This window comes from Haloarcula rara, from assembly GCF_029338235.1.
GTDB lineage: Archaea > Halobacteriota > Halobacteria > Halobacteriales > Haloarculaceae > Haloarcula > Haloarcula rara.
The window spans coordinates 1,784,606-1,801,797 of sequence record NZ_CP119785.1; the positions used below are offsets into that span (position 1 = coordinate 1,784,606).

General features: G+C 62.9%; 19 protein-coding genes. 15 read left to right on the forward strand and 4 right to left on the reverse strand.

What is annotated here, in order from left to right; genetic code table 11:
• Positions 1-54 precede the first annotated feature (54 nt).
• Genes P1K32_RS09510 through P1K32_RS09525 form a run of 4 tightly spaced genes read right to left on the reverse strand, consistent with a single transcriptional unit; the run spans position 55 to position 5,139 of the window.
• Entirely contained in the window at positions 55-1,287 is a 1,233-nt protein-coding gene (locus P1K32_RS09510; RefSeq protein ID WP_276249498.1) for a HEAT repeat domain-containing protein, read from the reverse strand.
• On the reverse strand, positions 1,284-2,090 hold the full coding sequence (locus tag P1K32_RS09515; RefSeq protein WP_276249499.1) for a CheR family methyltransferase: 807 nt from the start codon (positions 2,088-2,090) through the stop codon (positions 1,284-1,286). The genes P1K32_RS09510 and P1K32_RS09515 overlap by 4 nt, the downstream gene beginning before the upstream one ends.
• A complete protein-coding gene (gene cheA / locus P1K32_RS09520; protein ID WP_276249500.1) occupies positions 2,087-4,066 on the reverse strand; it encodes a chemotaxis protein CheA in 1,980 nt (659 codons plus the stop codon). The genes P1K32_RS09515 and cheA overlap by 4 nt, the downstream gene beginning before the upstream one ends.
• A complete protein-coding gene (locus P1K32_RS09525) occupies positions 4,066-5,139 on the reverse strand; it encodes a protein-glutamate methylesterase/protein-glutamine glutaminase (protein WP_276249501.1) in 1,074 nt (357 codons plus the stop codon). The genes cheA and P1K32_RS09525 overlap by 1 nt, the downstream gene beginning before the upstream one ends.
• Before the next feature lie 170 nt (positions 5,140-5,309).
• Between P1K32_RS09525 and P1K32_RS09530 the strand changes: the two genes are divergently transcribed.
• The 15 genes from P1K32_RS09530 to P1K32_RS09600 all read left to right on the forward strand — a co-directional run bounded on the left by P1K32_RS09530 (position 5,310) and on the right by P1K32_RS09600 (position 17,190).
• Entirely contained in the window at positions 5,310-5,744 is a 435-nt protein-coding gene (locus P1K32_RS09530; protein WP_276249502.1) for a chemotaxis protein CheW, read from the forward strand.
• 74 nt (positions 5,745-5,818) lie between these two features.
• A complete protein-coding gene (locus P1K32_RS09535; RefSeq protein ID WP_276249503.1) occupies positions 5,819-6,544 on the forward strand; it encodes an RAD55 family ATPase in 726 nt (241 codons plus the stop codon).
• Positions 6,545-6,686: 142 nt separating this feature from the next.
• Entirely contained in the window at positions 6,687-7,022 is a 336-nt protein-coding gene (locus P1K32_RS09540) for a helix-turn-helix domain-containing protein (RefSeq protein ID WP_276249504.1), read from the forward strand.
• A gap of 104 nt (positions 7,023-7,126) precedes the next feature.
• Complete coding sequence (locus tag P1K32_RS09545) at positions 7,127-7,402, forward strand: DUF7521 family protein (RefSeq protein WP_220588634.1); 276 nt, start codon at positions 7,127-7,129, stop codon at positions 7,400-7,402.
• A gap of 284 nt (positions 7,403-7,686) precedes the next feature.
• Positions 7,687-8,298 carry an archaellin/type IV pilin N-terminal domain-containing protein gene (locus P1K32_RS09550; RefSeq protein ID WP_276249505.1) on the forward strand — a complete coding sequence of 204 codons (612 nt, stop codon included), beginning with the start codon at positions 7,687-7,689 and terminating at the stop codon, positions 8,296-8,298.
• Between the two features lie 235 nt (positions 8,299-8,533).
• On the forward strand, positions 8,534-9,151 hold the full coding sequence (locus P1K32_RS09555; RefSeq protein WP_276249506.1) for an archaellin/type IV pilin N-terminal domain-containing protein: 618 nt from the start codon (positions 8,534-8,536) through the stop codon (positions 9,149-9,151).
• 76 nt (positions 9,152-9,227) lie between these two features.
• A complete protein-coding gene (locus P1K32_RS09560) occupies positions 9,228-9,791 on the forward strand; it encodes a DUF7500 family protein (protein WP_276249507.1) in 564 nt (187 codons plus the stop codon).
• A gap of 136 nt (positions 9,792-9,927) precedes the next feature.
• Complete coding sequence (gene cheY / locus P1K32_RS09565; protein WP_276249508.1) at positions 9,928-10,287, forward strand: chemotaxis protein CheY; 360 nt, start codon at positions 9,928-9,930, stop codon at positions 10,285-10,287.
• Positions 10,288-11,505: a chemotaxis protein CheC gene (locus P1K32_RS09570; RefSeq protein WP_276249509.1), complete on the forward strand. Its 1,218-nt coding sequence runs from the start codon at positions 10,288-10,290 to the stop codon at positions 11,503-11,505.
• Complete coding sequence (locus P1K32_RS09575; RefSeq protein WP_276249510.1) at positions 11,505-12,026, forward strand: chemotaxis protein CheD; 522 nt, start codon at positions 11,505-11,507, stop codon at positions 12,024-12,026. The genes P1K32_RS09570 and P1K32_RS09575 overlap by 1 nt, the downstream gene beginning before the upstream one ends.
• Positions 12,027-12,279: 253 nt before the next feature.
• Complete coding sequence (locus tag P1K32_RS09580) at positions 12,280-13,878, forward strand: FlaD/FlaE family flagellar protein (RefSeq protein WP_276249511.1); 1,599 nt, start codon at positions 12,280-12,282, stop codon at positions 13,876-13,878.
• Complete coding sequence (gene arlF, locus P1K32_RS09585) at positions 13,862-14,290, forward strand: archaellum stator protein ArlF (RefSeq protein WP_276249512.1); 429 nt, start codon at positions 13,862-13,864, stop codon at positions 14,288-14,290. The genes P1K32_RS09580 and arlF overlap by 17 nt, the downstream gene beginning before the upstream one ends.
• Position 14,291: 1 nt before the next feature.
• Positions 14,292-14,744, forward strand: coding sequence for an archaellum stator protein ArlG (arlG, locus tag P1K32_RS09590; protein ID WP_276249513.1), 453 nt, complete (start codon positions 14,292-14,294; stop codon positions 14,742-14,744).
• Entirely contained in the window at positions 14,741-15,502 is a 762-nt protein-coding gene (gene arlH / locus P1K32_RS09595; protein WP_276249514.1) for an archaellum protein ArlH, read from the forward strand. Before arlG ends, arlH begins: the two co-directional genes overlap by 4 nt.
• A 14-nt stretch (positions 15,503-15,516) precedes the next feature.
• The gene (locus tag P1K32_RS09600) at positions 15,517-17,190 is read left to right on the forward strand and encodes a type II/IV secretion system ATPase subunit (RefSeq protein WP_276249515.1); all 1,674 of its coding nucleotides are present in this window, start codon (positions 15,517-15,519) and stop codon (positions 17,188-17,190) included.
• The last annotated feature ends 2 nt before the right edge of the window (positions 17,191-17,192 follow it).

Genomic DNA, 17,192 nt, shown 5'->3' on the forward strand with positions numbered 1-17,192 from the left:
CCCTCGTCGGTCTTAACGGGCTCGGCCGGGACGGGCCCGCGCGCTCTCGCTCGGTCATATCCGCCCTCCGAGTTTCGAGATGGCCGAGAAGGCCTTCTTCCGGACGATGTCGTGTTCCGCGTCGTCGATGAGTTTATCCAGTGTCTTCCGGGACCGCTCGCCGCCGACCTTCCCGAGCGTGAATATCGCTTGCCCCTTCACCTGCGGGTCGACGCCGTCGTCCTCGAGGAGTTTCAGCAGCCGCCGCTCGACCATGTTGTCCTCGCCGCCCAGCTCGGCCAGGCTGGTGGCGGCGAACTGGCGGAGCATCTGGTCGTCGTCTTTCAGCGCCTCGACCAGCGAGTCGAGGACTCGACTGCGCCCGTCGTCGCCGGCGACGCGACCGAGCAGCCAGGCGGTGTTGCGCCGCTGGGCGGCCTGTGTGCTCTCCTCTAGGATTTCGACCAGCGGGACGACGACGCTCTGGTCGTCTTCGCTCGAGAGCTTCTCGACGACCGTCTCGCGGATGTCGTGGCTCCGGTCGCTCGGGACGTTCGACAGCAGTTCGATGAGCGAGTAGACGGCGGTCCGGCGAACCGCGGCCGAGTCATCCGAGAGCGCCTCGACGAGGTAGTCGACGGGCTTGTCGTTCTCGAAGTTACCGAAGGCGCCGACGGCGATGCGTCGGACCTGCTCGTTGTCGTCTTCGTACATCGGCAACAGGGTCTGCAGCGCCTGTCGGTTCCCGATGTTACCGAGCGCCTCCGCGGCCTCCCGCCGGACAGCGCCTTTCGGGTCCGAAAGTAGCGACTCCAGCGGGTTGGTCGCCCGTGAGTCCCCTATCTTCCCGGCCGAGCGGGCCGCTCGGGCCCGGACTCGCGGGTCCGAGTCCTCGAACCGCTCGGTGAGCTTCGGGACGCTGTCTGCCTGTTCCAGCCGGCCCAGCCCGTTCGCGGCGGCCATCCGCAGCTCGGGGACCTCCGCGTCCAGGGCCTGCATGAACGCCTTGGCTTTCACCCAGTCGGCGGCGTCCGCGTCGAGGTCGACCCCGGCCATGCTCCCGATGAGCTGCTCGATAGCGTTGCCGCCCAGTTCGTCTAGCGAGTCGATGGCCGCCGCGGTCACCGCATCGCTGTCGCTTTCGGCCGCGCCCACCAGCGCGTTGACCACGTCCCGCCGGTCGTCGTGGTCGGGGAAGTTCCCGAGGAGTTGGGCGGCCCGGAGCTGTACTCGCTCTTTGTCGCTCTCGCGCAACACGCGGATGAGCTCCTGGACGTCCCCGTCGCGTTCGAGTTCGTAGAGGCTCATACCCGACGGTAGATACGGTGTTGCTTATCGACCGGCTCGAATGCGTCGCGACACTCCGCGGGCAGGGTCTCGGTCATCCCGATCATTAGATAGCCGCCCTGCTTGAGCGAGTCGCGGATGGTCTCGAAGATGGGCACCTTGAACTCGGCGTCGATGTAGATGAGCAGGTTCCGACAGAAGACGAGGTCGAAGTCCCGCTTGGCCCGGCCGCGGATGAGGTCGTGTTGCTCGAACGTGACCATCTTGGTGACGTTGTCTTTGACGCGGAAGGTGTTGCCCTCTTCCTCGACGTACTTCGCGTAGTCGGAAAGCGGCGCGAGCTCCTCGGCGATATCGGTGGTGTGGGAGGTCTCGTAGGTCGCCTTCCGGGCCGCCTTCAGGATGTCGGCGTTGATATCGGTCCCGAGTATTTCGACCCGTCGAGCGTTGATATCGTCGTCGTCGAGCGCGAGCATCGCCGCCGAGTACGGCTCGCGGCCGTCCGCGCTGGGGGCCGACCAGAGTCGCACCTGGCGGTTGTTCTCGGTCAGGTCCCGCAACACCGGTCGCAGCGCCTCCCAGGCTTCGGGGTTCCGGAAGAACCCGGTGACGTTGATAGACAGCGAGTCGAGCAGCGCCTCGCGCTCCTCGTCTTCGCGCTGGAGCAGCTGCTTGTAGGACTGGTAGCTGTCGGTGTCGGTCCGGCGCATCCGCGCCGTAATCCGCCGGTCGAGGTAGGCGTCGTTGTAGAAGCCCGACTCGAAGTCCATCTCGGACTCGATGAAGCCGAGCAGGCGCTGGAACTGTCTGTTATCGGCGCTCATAGGGTCACCACGTCGAGGATGTGGACGATGTTGCCGTCGCCCAGCACCGCGGTTCCCGACAGTCCCGGGGTTCCAGAGAGGATGCCCTCCAGGGGTTTGACCACGACCTCCTCCTGGCTGTTGACCGAGTCACAGTGCAAGGCGACCTGGCGCTCGGACTCCCGAATACGGACCAACATTCCGTCGCCGTTTGCCGTCTCGCCGGGCACGTCGAAGGTATCGTCCAGGTGGATGACGGGGTAGATGTCGTCGTTGTGTTTGATGACCTCGGTCCCGTTGACCTGCTTGACTGAGGAGGTGGCCGTAATCTCGTCGACGTTCTTGATGGGGACGCCGTACTCCTCGTCGCCCACCTCGACGAACAGCACCTTGACGATGGCCATCGTCACCGGCAGGCGCAGGGCGACGGTCGTCCCCTCGCCCGGCGTGGAGTCGACGTTGACCGAGCCGTCCAGTTGCGTGACGGTGTCGTGGACGACGTCCATCCCGACCCCGCGCCCGCTCGTATCGGTCACCTCGTCGGCCGTCGAGAAGCCCGGGTGGAAGATGAGGTCGTAGATGGCCGAATCGTCCATCGCCTCCAGCTCCTCGGGCGAGCGAACGCCCTTCTCGATGGCTTTGTTCTTGATGCCCTCGACGTCGAGGCCGGCGCCGTCGTCTTCGACCTCGATGATGACGTGGTCGCGCTCGCGGGACGCGCGCAGGGTGATGTGGCCGGTCGGCTCCTTGCCCGCGGCCTCTCGCTCGGCCGGCGACTCGATGCCGTGGTCGACCGAATTGCGCAGGATGTGCATCAGCGGGTCCGAGATCTCGGTGAGAATCGTGCGGTCGAGCTCGATGTCCTCGCCCTCTATCTCGAAGTCGATGTCCTTGTCGAGTTCGCGAGCGAGGTCCCGGACCAGCCGGGGGAACTTCCCGACGACCTTCTTCAGCGGGATGAGCCGCATGTCCATCACCGTGTTCTGGAGGTTCGCCGTTATCTTGTCCAGCTCGTTGAGCGTCTCGCCCGCGGAATCGAGGTCCTCGGTCTCGACGGACCGGCGCAGCTTGATGCGGCTGGTCACCAGCTGCTCGACCAGCCCGTGGAGGTCGTCGAGCTGGTCGACGTCGACGCGCACCGACTTTATCTCGTCGACGCTGTGTTCGTCCTCGCCGCCGCTGTCGGCTGTCCCGCCCGCATCGCCCGTTCCGGCCGCGGCTACGCCGTCGGTGTCGGGCGACGCCGCGGACAGGCTGTCGGTGACGTCCGTCGCGGTGAAGCGCTCGACCTTGCCGACAGCGTCCAGTTCGGCGTCGACCGTCGCGGCGTCGCTTGCGTCGAGATAGAGGTCGAACGTGTCCTCGAACTCGCCGTCCTCGATGTCCGCTCGGTCCGGCTCGAACGCGAGGATATCGAAGACGTCCTCGACGGCCTCAAGTGCCAGCATCGAGTCCACACCCAGCATATCCGAGTCGCCGACGTCGACGGCCACGTGGACCACGCGCCCGTCGGCCTCGTCCGGGTCGATATCGGGGTCGATATCGTCGGCAGCCGGGCCACCGTCGTCGTCCGCCGATTCGGCGGCCGCTGCCGACCCGTCACCGCCGGCAGCATCGGCTCCCTCTTCGAGGACGGTCCGCAGCTGGGCCACCAGTTCGTCGGAGTTCGTGGTGGACTCGCCCTCGGCCTCGATTTCGTTGACGATGACCTCTATCTGGTCGACACCGGCGAAGATGAGGTCCATCACGTCCGGGTTCACTTCCATCTCGCCCTGTCGCATGGCGTCGAGCAGGTCCTCCATCGCGTGGGCGAGGTTCGCCGCGTCGTCAAAGCCCATCGCGCCGAAGTTCCCCTTCAGCGTGTGCGCGGTGCGGAAGATGGAGTCCATCGCCGCCTCGTCGGCGGGGTCCGATTCCAGGTCGAGCAAGGAGTTGTTCAGCTCGGTTATCGCTTCCTCGCTCTCCCGAATGAATGCGTCTAGGTACTGGTCGTCCATTATGAGGTCACCTCGGTCGTTATCGTGTCGAGAATCCCACTCGGGATCTCCTCGATGGGCAACACGTTGTCCACGCAGCCGGTCTCGACTGCTCGCTTTGGCATCCCGTACACGGCGGACGTGGCTTCGTCCTGTGCGATGGTGCGTGCGCCCGCGTCTTTCATCCGCACGATGCCGTCGGCCCCGTCGCCGCCCATCCCGGTGAGGATGACACCGACGAGCGGGTCGTCGACGACGTCTGCGGCCGTCCGCATCGTCACGTCGACAGCCGGCCGGACGCTGTTTTCGGGCGGGTCCTCGGTCAGCTTCACCCGGAGCCGGCCGTTCCGGTAGTTCTTCACCTCCATGTGGCGGTCGCCGGCGGCGACGAGTGCCTCGCCCCCGCCGAGCCGGTCGCCATCTGCCGCCTCCCGCACGTCGTAGTCGCTCCGGTTGTCGATGCGCTCGGAGAACCGTCCGGTGAACCCCTCCGGCATGTGCTGGACGATGAGGACCCGGAAGTCCGCCTCCCTGGGGAGTTCGGCCATCACCTGTTCGACCATCTTCGGGCCGCCGGTCGAGGAGCCGATGACGAGCGTCGGGTCGCCGACGTACGACCGGCCCTGGGTCCCGGCCCCACTCGCTTGACCGCCGGCTCGGGACGGTGCGGACCGCGTCCCCCGCTTCCCGACGTCGACCTTTGCGACCGAGGTGACGATTTCGACGAGCTGGTCTTTCAGCCGCGACATCTCCATGGACACCTCGCCGCCCGGTTTCCGGAAGAAATCAACCGCCCCCTTGTCGAGCGCTTCGAAGGTCACGTCCGCGTTCTCGTCCGTGTGCGCGGACAGCATGAGGACGGGCGTCGGCCGCTCGGCCATGATCATCTCGGTGGCCTCGATGCCGTTCATCTCCGGCATCTCGACGTCCATCGTCACGACGTCTGGCTCGTGCGTGAGGACGGCCTCGACGGCCTCCCGGCCGTTTTTGGCCTCCGTGGCGACCTCGATACCCCCCTCCTCGAGGATGTCCGAGATGACACTCCGCATGAAATGAGAGTCGTCGGCCACCACTGCACGCGTCCCACCGGGCATCGTCAGCTCGGCCCCTGTGGGCTGTGTTTCGTGTGTGGGCGGAACATCTGCATAGCTACGCGGAACTCCCAACCGGCCCAAAATAAAGACTCCGCCCACGTAATCAAAGTTGATAGTCCAGCACACAGCCTTTTATAGACCTACCGACCAGGTTGAGATATCCAGCAGCTATGTCCGCACAGTCAACTACAACCGGCCAGGTGCTCGAATTCAAGCTCGGCGAGGAGACCTACTGTGTCAGTATCGGCTACGTCACCGAGATAGTCGACGTGGGAGAGCTGACACAGGTCCCCAACGCCCCGGCCCACGTCGAGGGCGTGATGGACTTGCGCGGACGGACGACGTCCATCGTCGACCCCAAGACCGTCTTCGGCATTCGCGACGACGGCGACGGCCAGCGGATAATCGTCTTCGACCCCGACATCGTCCAGGACCAGGGCGCGGCTGGCTGGCTCGTCGACGAAGTGTACCAGGTCGTCCAAGTGACGCCGGACCAGATAGACCAGTCCCCGGCAAACGACTCCGGGTCGATCCGCGGCGTCGTCAAGCGCGACGACGAGTTCGTCATCTGGGTCGACCCGGCGATGGTTCACAGCGCCCAGTGACGCCCCCGAGCGTGTCGGGCAACAAGAGTTTTTAACAACAGCGAACGACCAACAGGTATCCACCTCCGATCAATATGATACAGCTAACGAAAACGGGCATCGACGGTCTCGACGATATCCTCAACGGCGGCATTGTGAAAGACTCCACGACGCTGATAAGCGGAAATCCCGGCGCCGGGAAGTCGATACTCTGTCTCCAGTACATCTACAACGGCGTGGAGATGTTCGACGAGAAAGGCATCTACCTCTCCTTTGAGGAGAACGAAAAAGACCTCCGGGAGGCCGCCGAGTCTATCGGCTTCGATAAGTGGCCCGAGTACGTCGACAACGGCGATATCAAGGTGTACGACAAGCAGGTCCTGCTCCGTGAGAACGATTTCTCTTCCTCGCTGGAAATCCTCCTTGACGACCTCGAAGACGACGACTACGACCGGCTCGTGTTGGACTCGCTGGCGATGTTCCAGCTCTTCTTCGAGAACGAGAAGGAGAAACGCACGTACCTGCTGAAACTCACCGATATCCTCCGGGCGAACGGGCTGACGACCCTGATGACCAACGAGCAGGGCGCCGTCTTCCCCGACACCGAGATCGGTCTGGAGAACTATCTCACCGACGGGAACATCTATCTCATCCAGACCCCGACCGACTCCGGTGTCAGCCGGTACGTCTGGGTCGCCAAGATGCGCAAGCAGAACATCGAGACCGACATCTATCCGATGGAGATCGACTGGGGCGGTATCAAAGTCCACCAGAACGCAAGCGCCTTCTCGATGATGAGCGAAGAGGAATCGCCGATCTGACGCGTTATTACGACGTGAAATGGCACTCTAGAGCGTTCTATCGATTGAAATAAGCGTCTGTGAAGAAATCCTTTCACCGGTCGAACCGGCCAGTATCATTGCCGATAGCTTTATTAAAGTCTGAATTTATGTTTTGATAACGATGGCATCCGCGGAGCTTCTCCAGACGCTGGGAAACAAATATAGCGCCGAGATACTCGACGCGACTGACGAACCCATCTCGGCACAGGACCTGAGTGACGAACTCGAGATCCCAATCGCGACGTGCTATCGGCGGATTGACGAACTGACCGAACACGACCTGCTCGAACTCCACGACAATATCCTCTCCGACGACCGCCGACGCATCAAAGTCTACCGGCGCAACGTCGACGAGGTTCGGGTAGACTTCGACGACGGCCTGACGATAAACGTCGAGGAACGCTCCGAAGTCACGAACAAACTCGACGAGGCCTGGCGGACGCTCTCGGACAGATAGCCGCCGCCTGCGACCGATTATCAGCCGCTTCTACCCGATTATCAGCAGGGATATTCGCGAGCGTGGATTTAATACAGGTGTTCGCTTACCACCGTCTAGCGCCGATGATAGAACTTATTTACGCCATCTCGACGCTCGTGTTCGTCGTCGCCGGACTTACCATGGTCGGGATGGCGATGCGGGCGTACGTCCAGACGTCACGGCAGGCGATGCTCTACCTGTCGATCGGGTTCTCGCTTGCGGTTGCGGGTGCCGCTGCGACGATGATCAGCGCGTTCATCAACGATTTCGACGGAGCTCGGTCGCTCCTGCTGGTCAACAGCGGTCTGACGACGTTTGGTTTCCTGTTCGTGATGTACAGTCTCGTGACCTACGAGTGAACGACCGCCTCGGGGCCCAACTGTGAGACCGTGTGTCTCGCACCGGTCTCTCCGCTCGACGAATCTGTGCTAGACGGTGATGACCGCTGCCATGTGTACTGTGTCACTTAGCTCTGCGGGACCCGCTCGCAGGCCGGCTGCGTGTCGGTGTTGTGACTCACTCTATCTTCAAAAACCGACCTAGAAACCCTCAAACCCTTGTTATCAGCAAAGATATTTCGGGGAGAGGTATTATTACTGGTGAAAGATAGCTTCTGATAGGGTCAGACAGACCTGAACTACCAATGTTCGACAAATTACGTAACGACGAGGACCGCGGGCAGGTCGGTATCGGCACGCTCATCGTGTTCATCGCGATGGTGCTGGTGGCGGCCATTGCCGCGGGCGTCCTCATCAACACGGCCGGATTCCTCCAGAGCGGTGCCGAAGAGACCGGACAGCAGAGTAGCGACCAAGTGACCAACCGACTGCAGGAAGTGAGTTCGGTCGGTGCGGTCTCGAACAACAACGTCAGTACGGTCAACATGACCGTCAAGAAGGCTCCCGGAGCGAACAATATCGACCTGAGCACGACGACGCTCCAGTTCGTCCACTCCAGTGGCTCGACTGACATGACCTACCGGGAGAACGCCTCGAATGTAGATGAGAGCTCCGAGTTCACTGTCTCTGCAGTTCAAGACGAGGGCGGCGAGTCGATAGTGGATGGCTCACCAGTTCTGAACGACCCGGCCGACCGGGCCCGAATCACGCTCAACACCTCCCAGATCGTTGGCGAGGGTGGACTGAGTGAGGGTGACACGGCGACGATCCAGCTGAACACCCAGTCCGGTGGGAACACCGAGATCCGACTGGTCGTTCCCGAGACGCTGTCTGGTGCCGACTCGGTCACCCTCTAAGCCTGCGCGCCTCTCTTTTTACGCTCTCAGCTTCCGACCAGCGACGGCACCGCCCAGCAAGCCCGGGCGGCTGGTCTCGCGCTCGTGGGTATCTCTTGGGTGTTTCTCCCCACTCGGGGGATAAAACGGAACTAGAGGCCTCTAGACGCTTGTTATCAGCAAAGATATTTTGGGGAGAGGTATTATTACTGGTGAAAGATAGCTTCTGATAGGGTCAGACAGACCTGAACTACCAATGTTCGACAAATTACGTAACGACGAGGACCGCGGGCAGGTCGGTATCGGCACGCTCATCGTGTTCATCGCGATGGTGCTGGTGGCGGCCATTGCCGCGGGTGTCCTCATCAACACGGCAGGATTCCTCCAGAGCGGTGCCGAGGAGACCGGCCAGCAGAGTAGCGACCAAGTGACCAACCGACTGCAGGAAGTGAGTTCGGTCGGTGTCGTGGCTGATAACGGTAGCGCTGACGGCAACGTCAGCACAGTCAATCTCACGGTGAAGAAAGCCCCCGGGGCGAACAACATCGACCTGAGCACGACGACGCTCCAGTTCGTCCACTCCAGTGGCTCGACTGACCTGACGTATCTAGACGGCGCTGCGAACGATACGAGGTTCAGTGTCAGCACGGTTCAGGACGAGGGCGGCGAGTCGATAGTGGATGGCTCACCAGTTCTGAACGATCCGGCCGACCGGGCCCGAATCACGCTCAACACCAGCGCGATTATCGACGACTACGGTCTGGCGGAAGGTGACACGGCGACGATCCAGCTGAACACCCAGTCCGGTGGGAACACCGAGATCCGACTGGTCGTTCCCGAGACGCTGTCTGGTGCCGACTCGGTCACCCTCTAAGCCTGCGCGCCTCTCTTTTTCGTTCTCGACCTCGACCAGCGACGGAATTATACCGCTTCCTCACACACTGTAGTACATGAGCCGGGGGCCCGACGAACCGAATCCGGAAGACGGCAAGATTCTCTCCCCCGAAGAGCTCGAGCTCGGAGACGACGAACACGTCACCCAGATCGACGAGGGTCGATACGTCGTCTCGCCGGACGTGCGCGACGACGACGACAGCTACGGCGGCACGCCGTCGATGCCGGAGCCGGACCCCGAGCCCCCGTCGGAACCCCAGACCCCGGAGTTCACCGATGGCAACGTCCACGAGTGGCTCGCAGAGCAGATGGCCGACTCGAACGCCCGCTACGGCTTCGACGTGACCGCGAAGTTCGACGGCGAGGTCGACCAGCAGCGGCTCACCTCAAACGACATCGTCACCGTCTTCGAGACGCTCATGCTCTGGTACGGCCGCCAGATGGACGGCTCGACGGACGTCCAGGACGTGCTCGGTATCCTGCTCTCGGAGTCGAACGTCCCGGTGAAGTACCCGCCCGGCAGCATCAAGACGCTGGCCCGCTCGACCGGTCTCAGTCCCGACGACTCCATCGCGGACCTCATTGACGCCATCGAAGAGCGCGACGGCGCGAAGCTGTAGCGACGGTCGGTCGTTCGGGGTGCCATTGTGGCCCCTCGTGTCGACGGCACGACTTGTTCAACCGGTCGCAGTCGGTGGTATCACACGCGATAATTTACGGGTCACATTTATCCCGGTCATGACGGTAGTAGCGGTCATGCCAGACGTACTGATTGCCGACGACTCGGAGTTCATGCGGAACCTCCTGCGGGAGATCCTCGAAGAGGACCACACTATCGTCGGGGAAGTCGAGAACGGCGTCGAAGCGGTCGAAGTGTACAAGGAACAGACCCCGGACCTGGTGATGATGGACATCGTGATGCCCATCCGGGACGGTATCGAGGCGACGAGCGAGATCAAGGACTCGAACCCGAACGCGAACGTCATCATGTGCACCAGTGTCGGCCAGGAAGAGAAGATGAAAGAGGCGGTCAAGGCCGGCGCCGACGGCTACATCACCAAACCCTTCCAGAAACCCAGCGTGATGGAGGCTATCGAGGACGTCGTCCCCTCATAGATGAACGTCGATATCCAGTCGCTCGGCACGTTCAACCAGCTCGCCCACGAAGGGGCCAAGCAGGCCACCCAGTCGCTGGCCCAGATGACCGGCATCGACGCCGTCGTCGACGTGACCAAGATCACGCTGCTTGACCGCGCCGACATCGGTGAGGACCTCGCGGGGCGAGACTTCGTCGGCGTGCAGTTCGAGTACGAGGGCGTCCTGGAGGGCGACACGGTTCTGGTCTTCGACGCCGAGTCGGCCGACACCATCGCCGACGCGTTGATGGCCGGCGCCAGCGACGACCCCGGGATGGCCCAGAGCGCCGTCAAGGAGATCGGCAACATCATGATGAGCGGTTTCATCGACGGTTGGGCCGACTACCTGGACTCGACTATCGACCACTCGCCGCCCGAATACATCGAGAAGTCGGGCGCGGCGGTGCTCCCTGAGGCCCCCGAGACCGGCGACCACCGCCAGGTGTTCGTCTTCAAATCCGAGATCGAGTGGGTCGGTGAGTCGGTGAACTTCTACATCTACATGCTCCCCGAGTACGAGCCGCTCGCCGAGGCGATGGTCGAGAGCGTCGACACCGAGGGCGACGCTATCCCCATCGACAAGCTCCAGACGTTCAACGAGATGACGACGAAGGGGACCCAGCAGGCCGCCGACAACGTCGAGATGATGACGGGGATTCCGACGGAGGCCGAGGTCACCCAGATAAGCTTCGCGCCCATCGAGGACGTGCCAAAGCAGATCGGGACCGACACTTACGTCGGCACGGTCGTCGAGTTCACCGGCGTCCCCAGTGGCTACCTCATGGTGCTCTTTGACGAGGTCTCGGCCGTCAACGTCGCCGAGGCGATGATGCCCGTCGAGATGGACGGCGACGGTCTTGACGACCAGCACAAGGCCGCCATCGAGGAGCTAGGCAACATCATGACCAGCGGCTTCGTCGACGGCTGGGCGAACGTCCTCCAGACGTCAGTCGACCACACGCCGCCGAAACTCGTCCACGACATGGGCCGGGCCATCGTGGACCCGCTTGCGGCACAGGTCGGCCAGCACCAGGAGCACGCCTTTATCATCGACTCGAAGATGCAGACCGACGATATCGAGTTCAGCGCGGAGATACACGCGCTCCCGAACGAACAGGAACTTCGGGCGGCGCTCGACGACCTGGACGTCGACCGGGCCGACGAGACCGAGGCCGACGTCGAACAGATATTCGAATAATGAAAGTCTACGACGGCAGCCAGACGGAGTCGGGCGAGGAGGCCAAGCCCGAGCGATTGAAAGTCGGCATCGCGGAGTACGAGGTGACGACCGACTCGGCGGTGTTGACGACCAGCGGCCTGGGCTCCTGTATCGGTATCGCGCTGTACGACGAGCCGACGGGTGCTGCCGGACTGGTCCACATCATGCTGCCCACTGCCGAGGACGTCGAGGGGGGCAACCGGGCGAAGTTCGCCGACACTGGCGTCACCGAACTGGTCGAGGCGCTCGAGGCCGTCGGCGCCTCGGCGGAGACCATGCAGGCCAAGATCGCCGGCGGCAGCGATATGCTTGACTTCTCGGAGAACGGCTCCTCTATCGGGTCGCGCAACCTCGACCAGGTTCGAGCGACGCTCTCGGAGTTCGACATCCCCATCGCCGGCGAGGACGTCGGTGGGGACCACGGCCGGTCGCTCAGGCTGGAAGCAGACTCCGGCGATCTCGTCGTCAAGAGCGCAAACACCGAGTCGGTCGTTCTCTGATTTCCGCGACTGAAACTGGGGCCCACTGTCGAGCGCCGTGTCGCGTCAGACGGATGGCAGTCGTGTGTCTGCTTCGAGCGCGACTCTCAGACGCTCTATCGGCACATCTCCAGTCGAAACGGTGGCTGGTATCGCCAATCCAGCAAAAAGTTACTTGATTTAACAACCCAAGGAGTTTAACTAACGGTTTTGTTATCAACCATGATAAGCTAGACGGAATATTCAAGGGTATCTGCAGGAATCGTTATAGACGATGAGTAGTTTCGCTCTCGTGCCGACGCTACAGGCACTCGCTCCGGACGTGGCCGCGCTGGTCCCAGCGCTCGTTGTGCTGCTCTCCGGGGGCCTGGTCGGGATGAGCATCAAGAACATGTTCGACTCGATCATGTCGGACGACGAGAGCGACGACGACAGCGGTGGCGGTGACGAGATGGGCGGTGGCGGGCTGATGGGCGACGACGGCGGCGACGGCGGCGACGACCTCGGTGGGCTGGGCGGCCTCGACGGCGACGACGACATGGGTGGGTTCGGCGACGACGAGTTCGGCGACATGGAGGACGCCACCGGTCCCGACACCGACGAGCTTGAACACCGGCTCGACGAACTGGAAAACGAGGTCGGGAGCCTCTCCTCGACGGTCAACACCGTCCGGACGGAAAACGAGTCCATCTCCGAATCCGTCGACGAAGTCCAAGAGAACGTCCGGAAGCTGCTTGACATCTACGAGATGGTCACGCGCGGCGTGAACCCCTTCGCCGACGACGTCGACGCCGGTATGGGCGGTGGGGGTATGGGCGATGGCTCCTTTGGCCTCTTCGACGACGACGGGGACGACGACGAGGGCGAGGACATCGACGACGACGTCGCCTCAGCCGACGCTGAGGGGTTCTTCGACGAGGACCTCGTCGAGGACGACGGGATGGCGATGGACGACGAGATGTCCCTGGACGAGGGCGACGATATGTTTGGTGACGACCTCGACGACGGTTTCGAGGACGACGGCGGTGAGTTCGACGAGGAGTTCGAGGAGGAAGACGACATGAGTATGGACGACGGGCTCGGGATGGACGAGGAGGACAGCGACGACGGGGACTCTGACGGCGGCAAATCCTTCGCGGAGCTGAAAGACGAGTACGAGTCGGGCGACGCGGAGTGGGCCGACGGCGACGGCGAAGACCTGCTGGAGGACGACGAGGAGTTGCTGGACGACGACGGCGACGACGATATGCTCGACGGCGGGGGCTTCGACGCCGACGATGGCGGTCTCGAAGACGACGACCTCTTCGACGAGGTCATCGAGGACGAGGGCGAGGAGGCTGCTGCCGACGGGATGGACGCTGTCGAAGCGGAGCCTGAGCCTGAGCCCGAACCGGAGCCAGAGCCCGAACCAGAACCCGCGGCTGCACCCGAGCCGGAACCCGAACCGGAACCCGAACCGGAGCCAGAGCCTGTGGCTGAGCCCGAGCCCGAGCCGGCGACTGACGCCACCTCGGACACGGACGCCGAGAGCGACGACGGCAAACCCTACCTCTCGACGATGCCGGAGGGCTTTGCGGCGGACCTGATAATCATCGAGTGGCTGGAGTTCCTGACGAGCCAGGCCGGCTACCGCGAGACGTCCCGTGCGATCGACTACTACGAGACCATCGGCTGGATCGACGCCGACGTGGCCGACGACCTCGCGGACTACCTGCGGGGATTCGACGACGTGGCTGATTCGGGTGACGGTCTCACCATCGACCACCACACCGAGAGCCTGCGCTACATCTCGCAACTCGACGAGGACAGCGGCGCGGAGGCCGTCGCGCTCTCGAAGCTCGTGGGAGGTGGCTCGGATGGGATTCAGCGTTAGCGGCTCGGCTGCCCTCATCTTCGTGGCCGCCTTTATCGGCTTCGGGATGTTCTACTCGGCGGCGGCAAACAGCACCGAGATGGTCAACGACGCCCGCGAGGACCGCTCCGACCAACAGCTCGAACGGACGAACACCGAAATAGAGATTACCACTGTGAACTACAACGTGACCTCGAACTACCTGAACGTGACCGTCGAGAACACCGGTTCGACGGAGCTCGCCGTCAGTGACGTCGACGTCCTCGTCGACAACAGCTACCAGACGGGCTACCGGACGGCCGTTGAGGGCGAGACGGGGACGGATCTCTGGCTCCCGCGGGAGACGCTGGCGATCAACACGACAGTCGACACGACGCCCAGCGCCGTGAAAATCGTCACCGGACCCGGCGTCGCCGCGACGGAGGTGGTCTGACGTGGCGAGCGTCTCTGCGTCGCATCTCATCCTGTTTATCGCCTCGATGATGATCGCCGCGAGCGTCGCCGGCGTGTTCACCGACAGTATCGGCCAGCTGAGCGGCGCCATCTCCGAGCAAGGGTTCGACGTCAGCAGCGACGTCCGAACCGACGTGGAGGTGATATCGGACAGCGGGAGCGACGCTATCTACAACAGCACGTCGGCGACCATCACGCTGTACGTGAAAAACACCGGCACAGAGCGGTTAGCCGCCGAACCCGGCGAGCTAGACGTCCTCGTCAACGGCCAGTTCGTCACCGACTACACGGTGACCCGGGCCGACGGTGACGGTGACTGGCAGCCCGGCACCGTCGTCCGGCTGGACATCCAGCGGTCGCTGGCGCTCGATGAGGACCACCGGGTCCAGCTCACCGTCAACGGTGATCAGGAGGTGTTTGAATTCCGAACATGAGCATCGCAAGTACTGACCTGTTCTCGCTTGGACTGGACGACCACGACCGACTGAACAAGGAACTGGGTGGCGGTATCCCGCCGGGCAGTATCATCCTCGTCGAGGGTGACTACGGGGCCGGCAAGTCCGCAATGAGCCAGCGGTTCACCTACGGGCTCTGCGAGGAGGGCCACGACGTGACCTACCTCTCGACCGAACTCACCGTCGGGAGCTTCCTCGACCAGATGCACTCGCTGTCCTACGACATGGTCGACCACATCTTAGACGAGAACGTCCTGTTTCTCCACGCCGACATCGGGGACTCGAACACGTTCTCCGGCGGCGACGAGAAACAGGAGCGCAAGGAGCTACTCCGCCGGCTCATGGAGGCCGAGGTGATGTGGGATGCAGACGTCATCGTCATCGACACCTTCGACGCTATCCTGCGCAACGACCCCAAGTTCGAGGCCCTGGTCCGCCAGAACGACGAGCGCCAGGCCGCGCTGGAGATCATCTCGTACTTCCGTGACATCATCTCGGAGGGCAAGTGCATCATGATAACCGTCGACCCGTCGACGCTGGACGAGGAGGCCATCGGCCCGTTCCGCGCCATCGCCGACGTGTTCATCGAACTCGAGATGATAGAGGTCGGCAACGACACTCGCCGCCAGATCAACGTCCTGCGCTTTGCCGGCATGGGCGAGCAGGTGGGTGACACCGTCGGCTTCTCGGTGCGGTCGGGCACTGGTATCGTCATCGAATCGCGGAGCGTCGCCTAGGGAGAGATCAAGCTATGACCGACCACGGACGTGCGAAACCATCGGACGAACTGCGCCAGATTGCAGCCCGGCGGCCCCACCTGCGGGACCACCTCAAGAAGTTCAAGCAGATTACCGGGGAGTTCCCGATGCTCATCGACGAGGCCGACGGCGAGTACGAGTCCGACCGGCCCAACGTCCTCTATCCGGTCGGGGGCCCCATCTTCTGTCACGTCTACGGCGACATCGGCCAGGACACAAAGTACTACGCCATCGAACCGGAACTGGACGAGGACGAGGGCGTGGTCTTCGACAAGGTGCGTAACCGACTGCTCCAGAAGAGCGTCAACAAGCCCGCCCCCGAGAGCGAATCCGAATACGACGACCGGATCGAGGAACTCCTTCAGGAGACCACCCGCATCCGCAACGAGGATAGCGACAGCGGCGTCCTCACGCGGCTCCAGAACATCACCGACGTCGGCAGCGTCGAGGTGACCCAGTCGACCTACGAGAACATCCTCTACCGACTCAACCGCGACATCGTCGGGCTCGGCCCGCTCGAACCGGTGATGCGTGACCCAGCCAATGAGGACATTCACGTTATCGGCCGCAGCGAGTGCCACGTCGACCACGGCGTCTACGGAATGCTGGAGACGACCGTCGAGTGGCAAAGCGAGGAGGCCTTCGACCAGTGGCTGCGCAACATGGGCGAGCGGATGGGCGACCCCGTTTCCGACTCGGACCCCATCGTCGACTCGACCCTGCCTGACGGCTCCCGCCTGAACCTCATCTACTCCGACGACGTGAGCCTCAAGGGCCCCTCGCTCACCATCCGGCAGGGCGACGAGATTCCCCTCTCCATCTTCCAGATTACGAAGTGGATGACCCTCTCGCCCGAACTGGCGGCGTATCTCTGGCTCTGTCTGGAGAACGAGCAGACCGTCTTCGTCGTGGGCGAGACCGCCTCGGGGAAGACGACGACGCTGAACGCCATCACCTCGTTCATCCCCGACGACGCCAAGATATACACCGCGGAGGACACCGCAGAGGTGCTGCCCCCGCACAACACGTGGCAGCAGCTCCTGACCCGTGAGGGCGAGGACGAGGGGACGAGCATCGACATGTTCGACCTCGTCGCCGCCGCGTTGCGTTCCCGCCCCGACTACATCATCGTGGGTGAGGTTCGTGGTGAAGAGGGGCGGATGGCGTTCCAGGCCGCCCAGACCGGTCACCCGGTGATGCTGACCTTCCACGCGAGCGACATCGTCTCGATGATCCAGCGCTTTACCGGCGAACCCATCAACGTCCCAGAGACGTTCATGGACGTCGCCGACGTGGCGCTGTTCCAGAACCGCGTCAAGCAGGGCGATAAGGTCCTGCGCCGTGTGACGTCCGTTCAGGAAATCGAGGGGTACTCCAAGGAGATGGACGGCGTCGTCACCCGGCAGGTGTTCAACTGGGACCCCGTCGAGGACGAGATCGTCTTCCAGGGGATGAACAACTCCTTCGTCCTCGAAGAGCAGATCGCGACGCTGCTTGGCTACGAGGACACGCGTGACATCTACGACGACCTCCGCTTTCGCGCCGACATGATCGAACGCGCCATCCAGGAGGGTATCACCGGCTACCACGAGGTCAACGACTTCATCTCGGACTTCCAGCGCGACGGCGTCGAAGGGATTCCGTTCAACATCTCCCGGCCCGACTGACC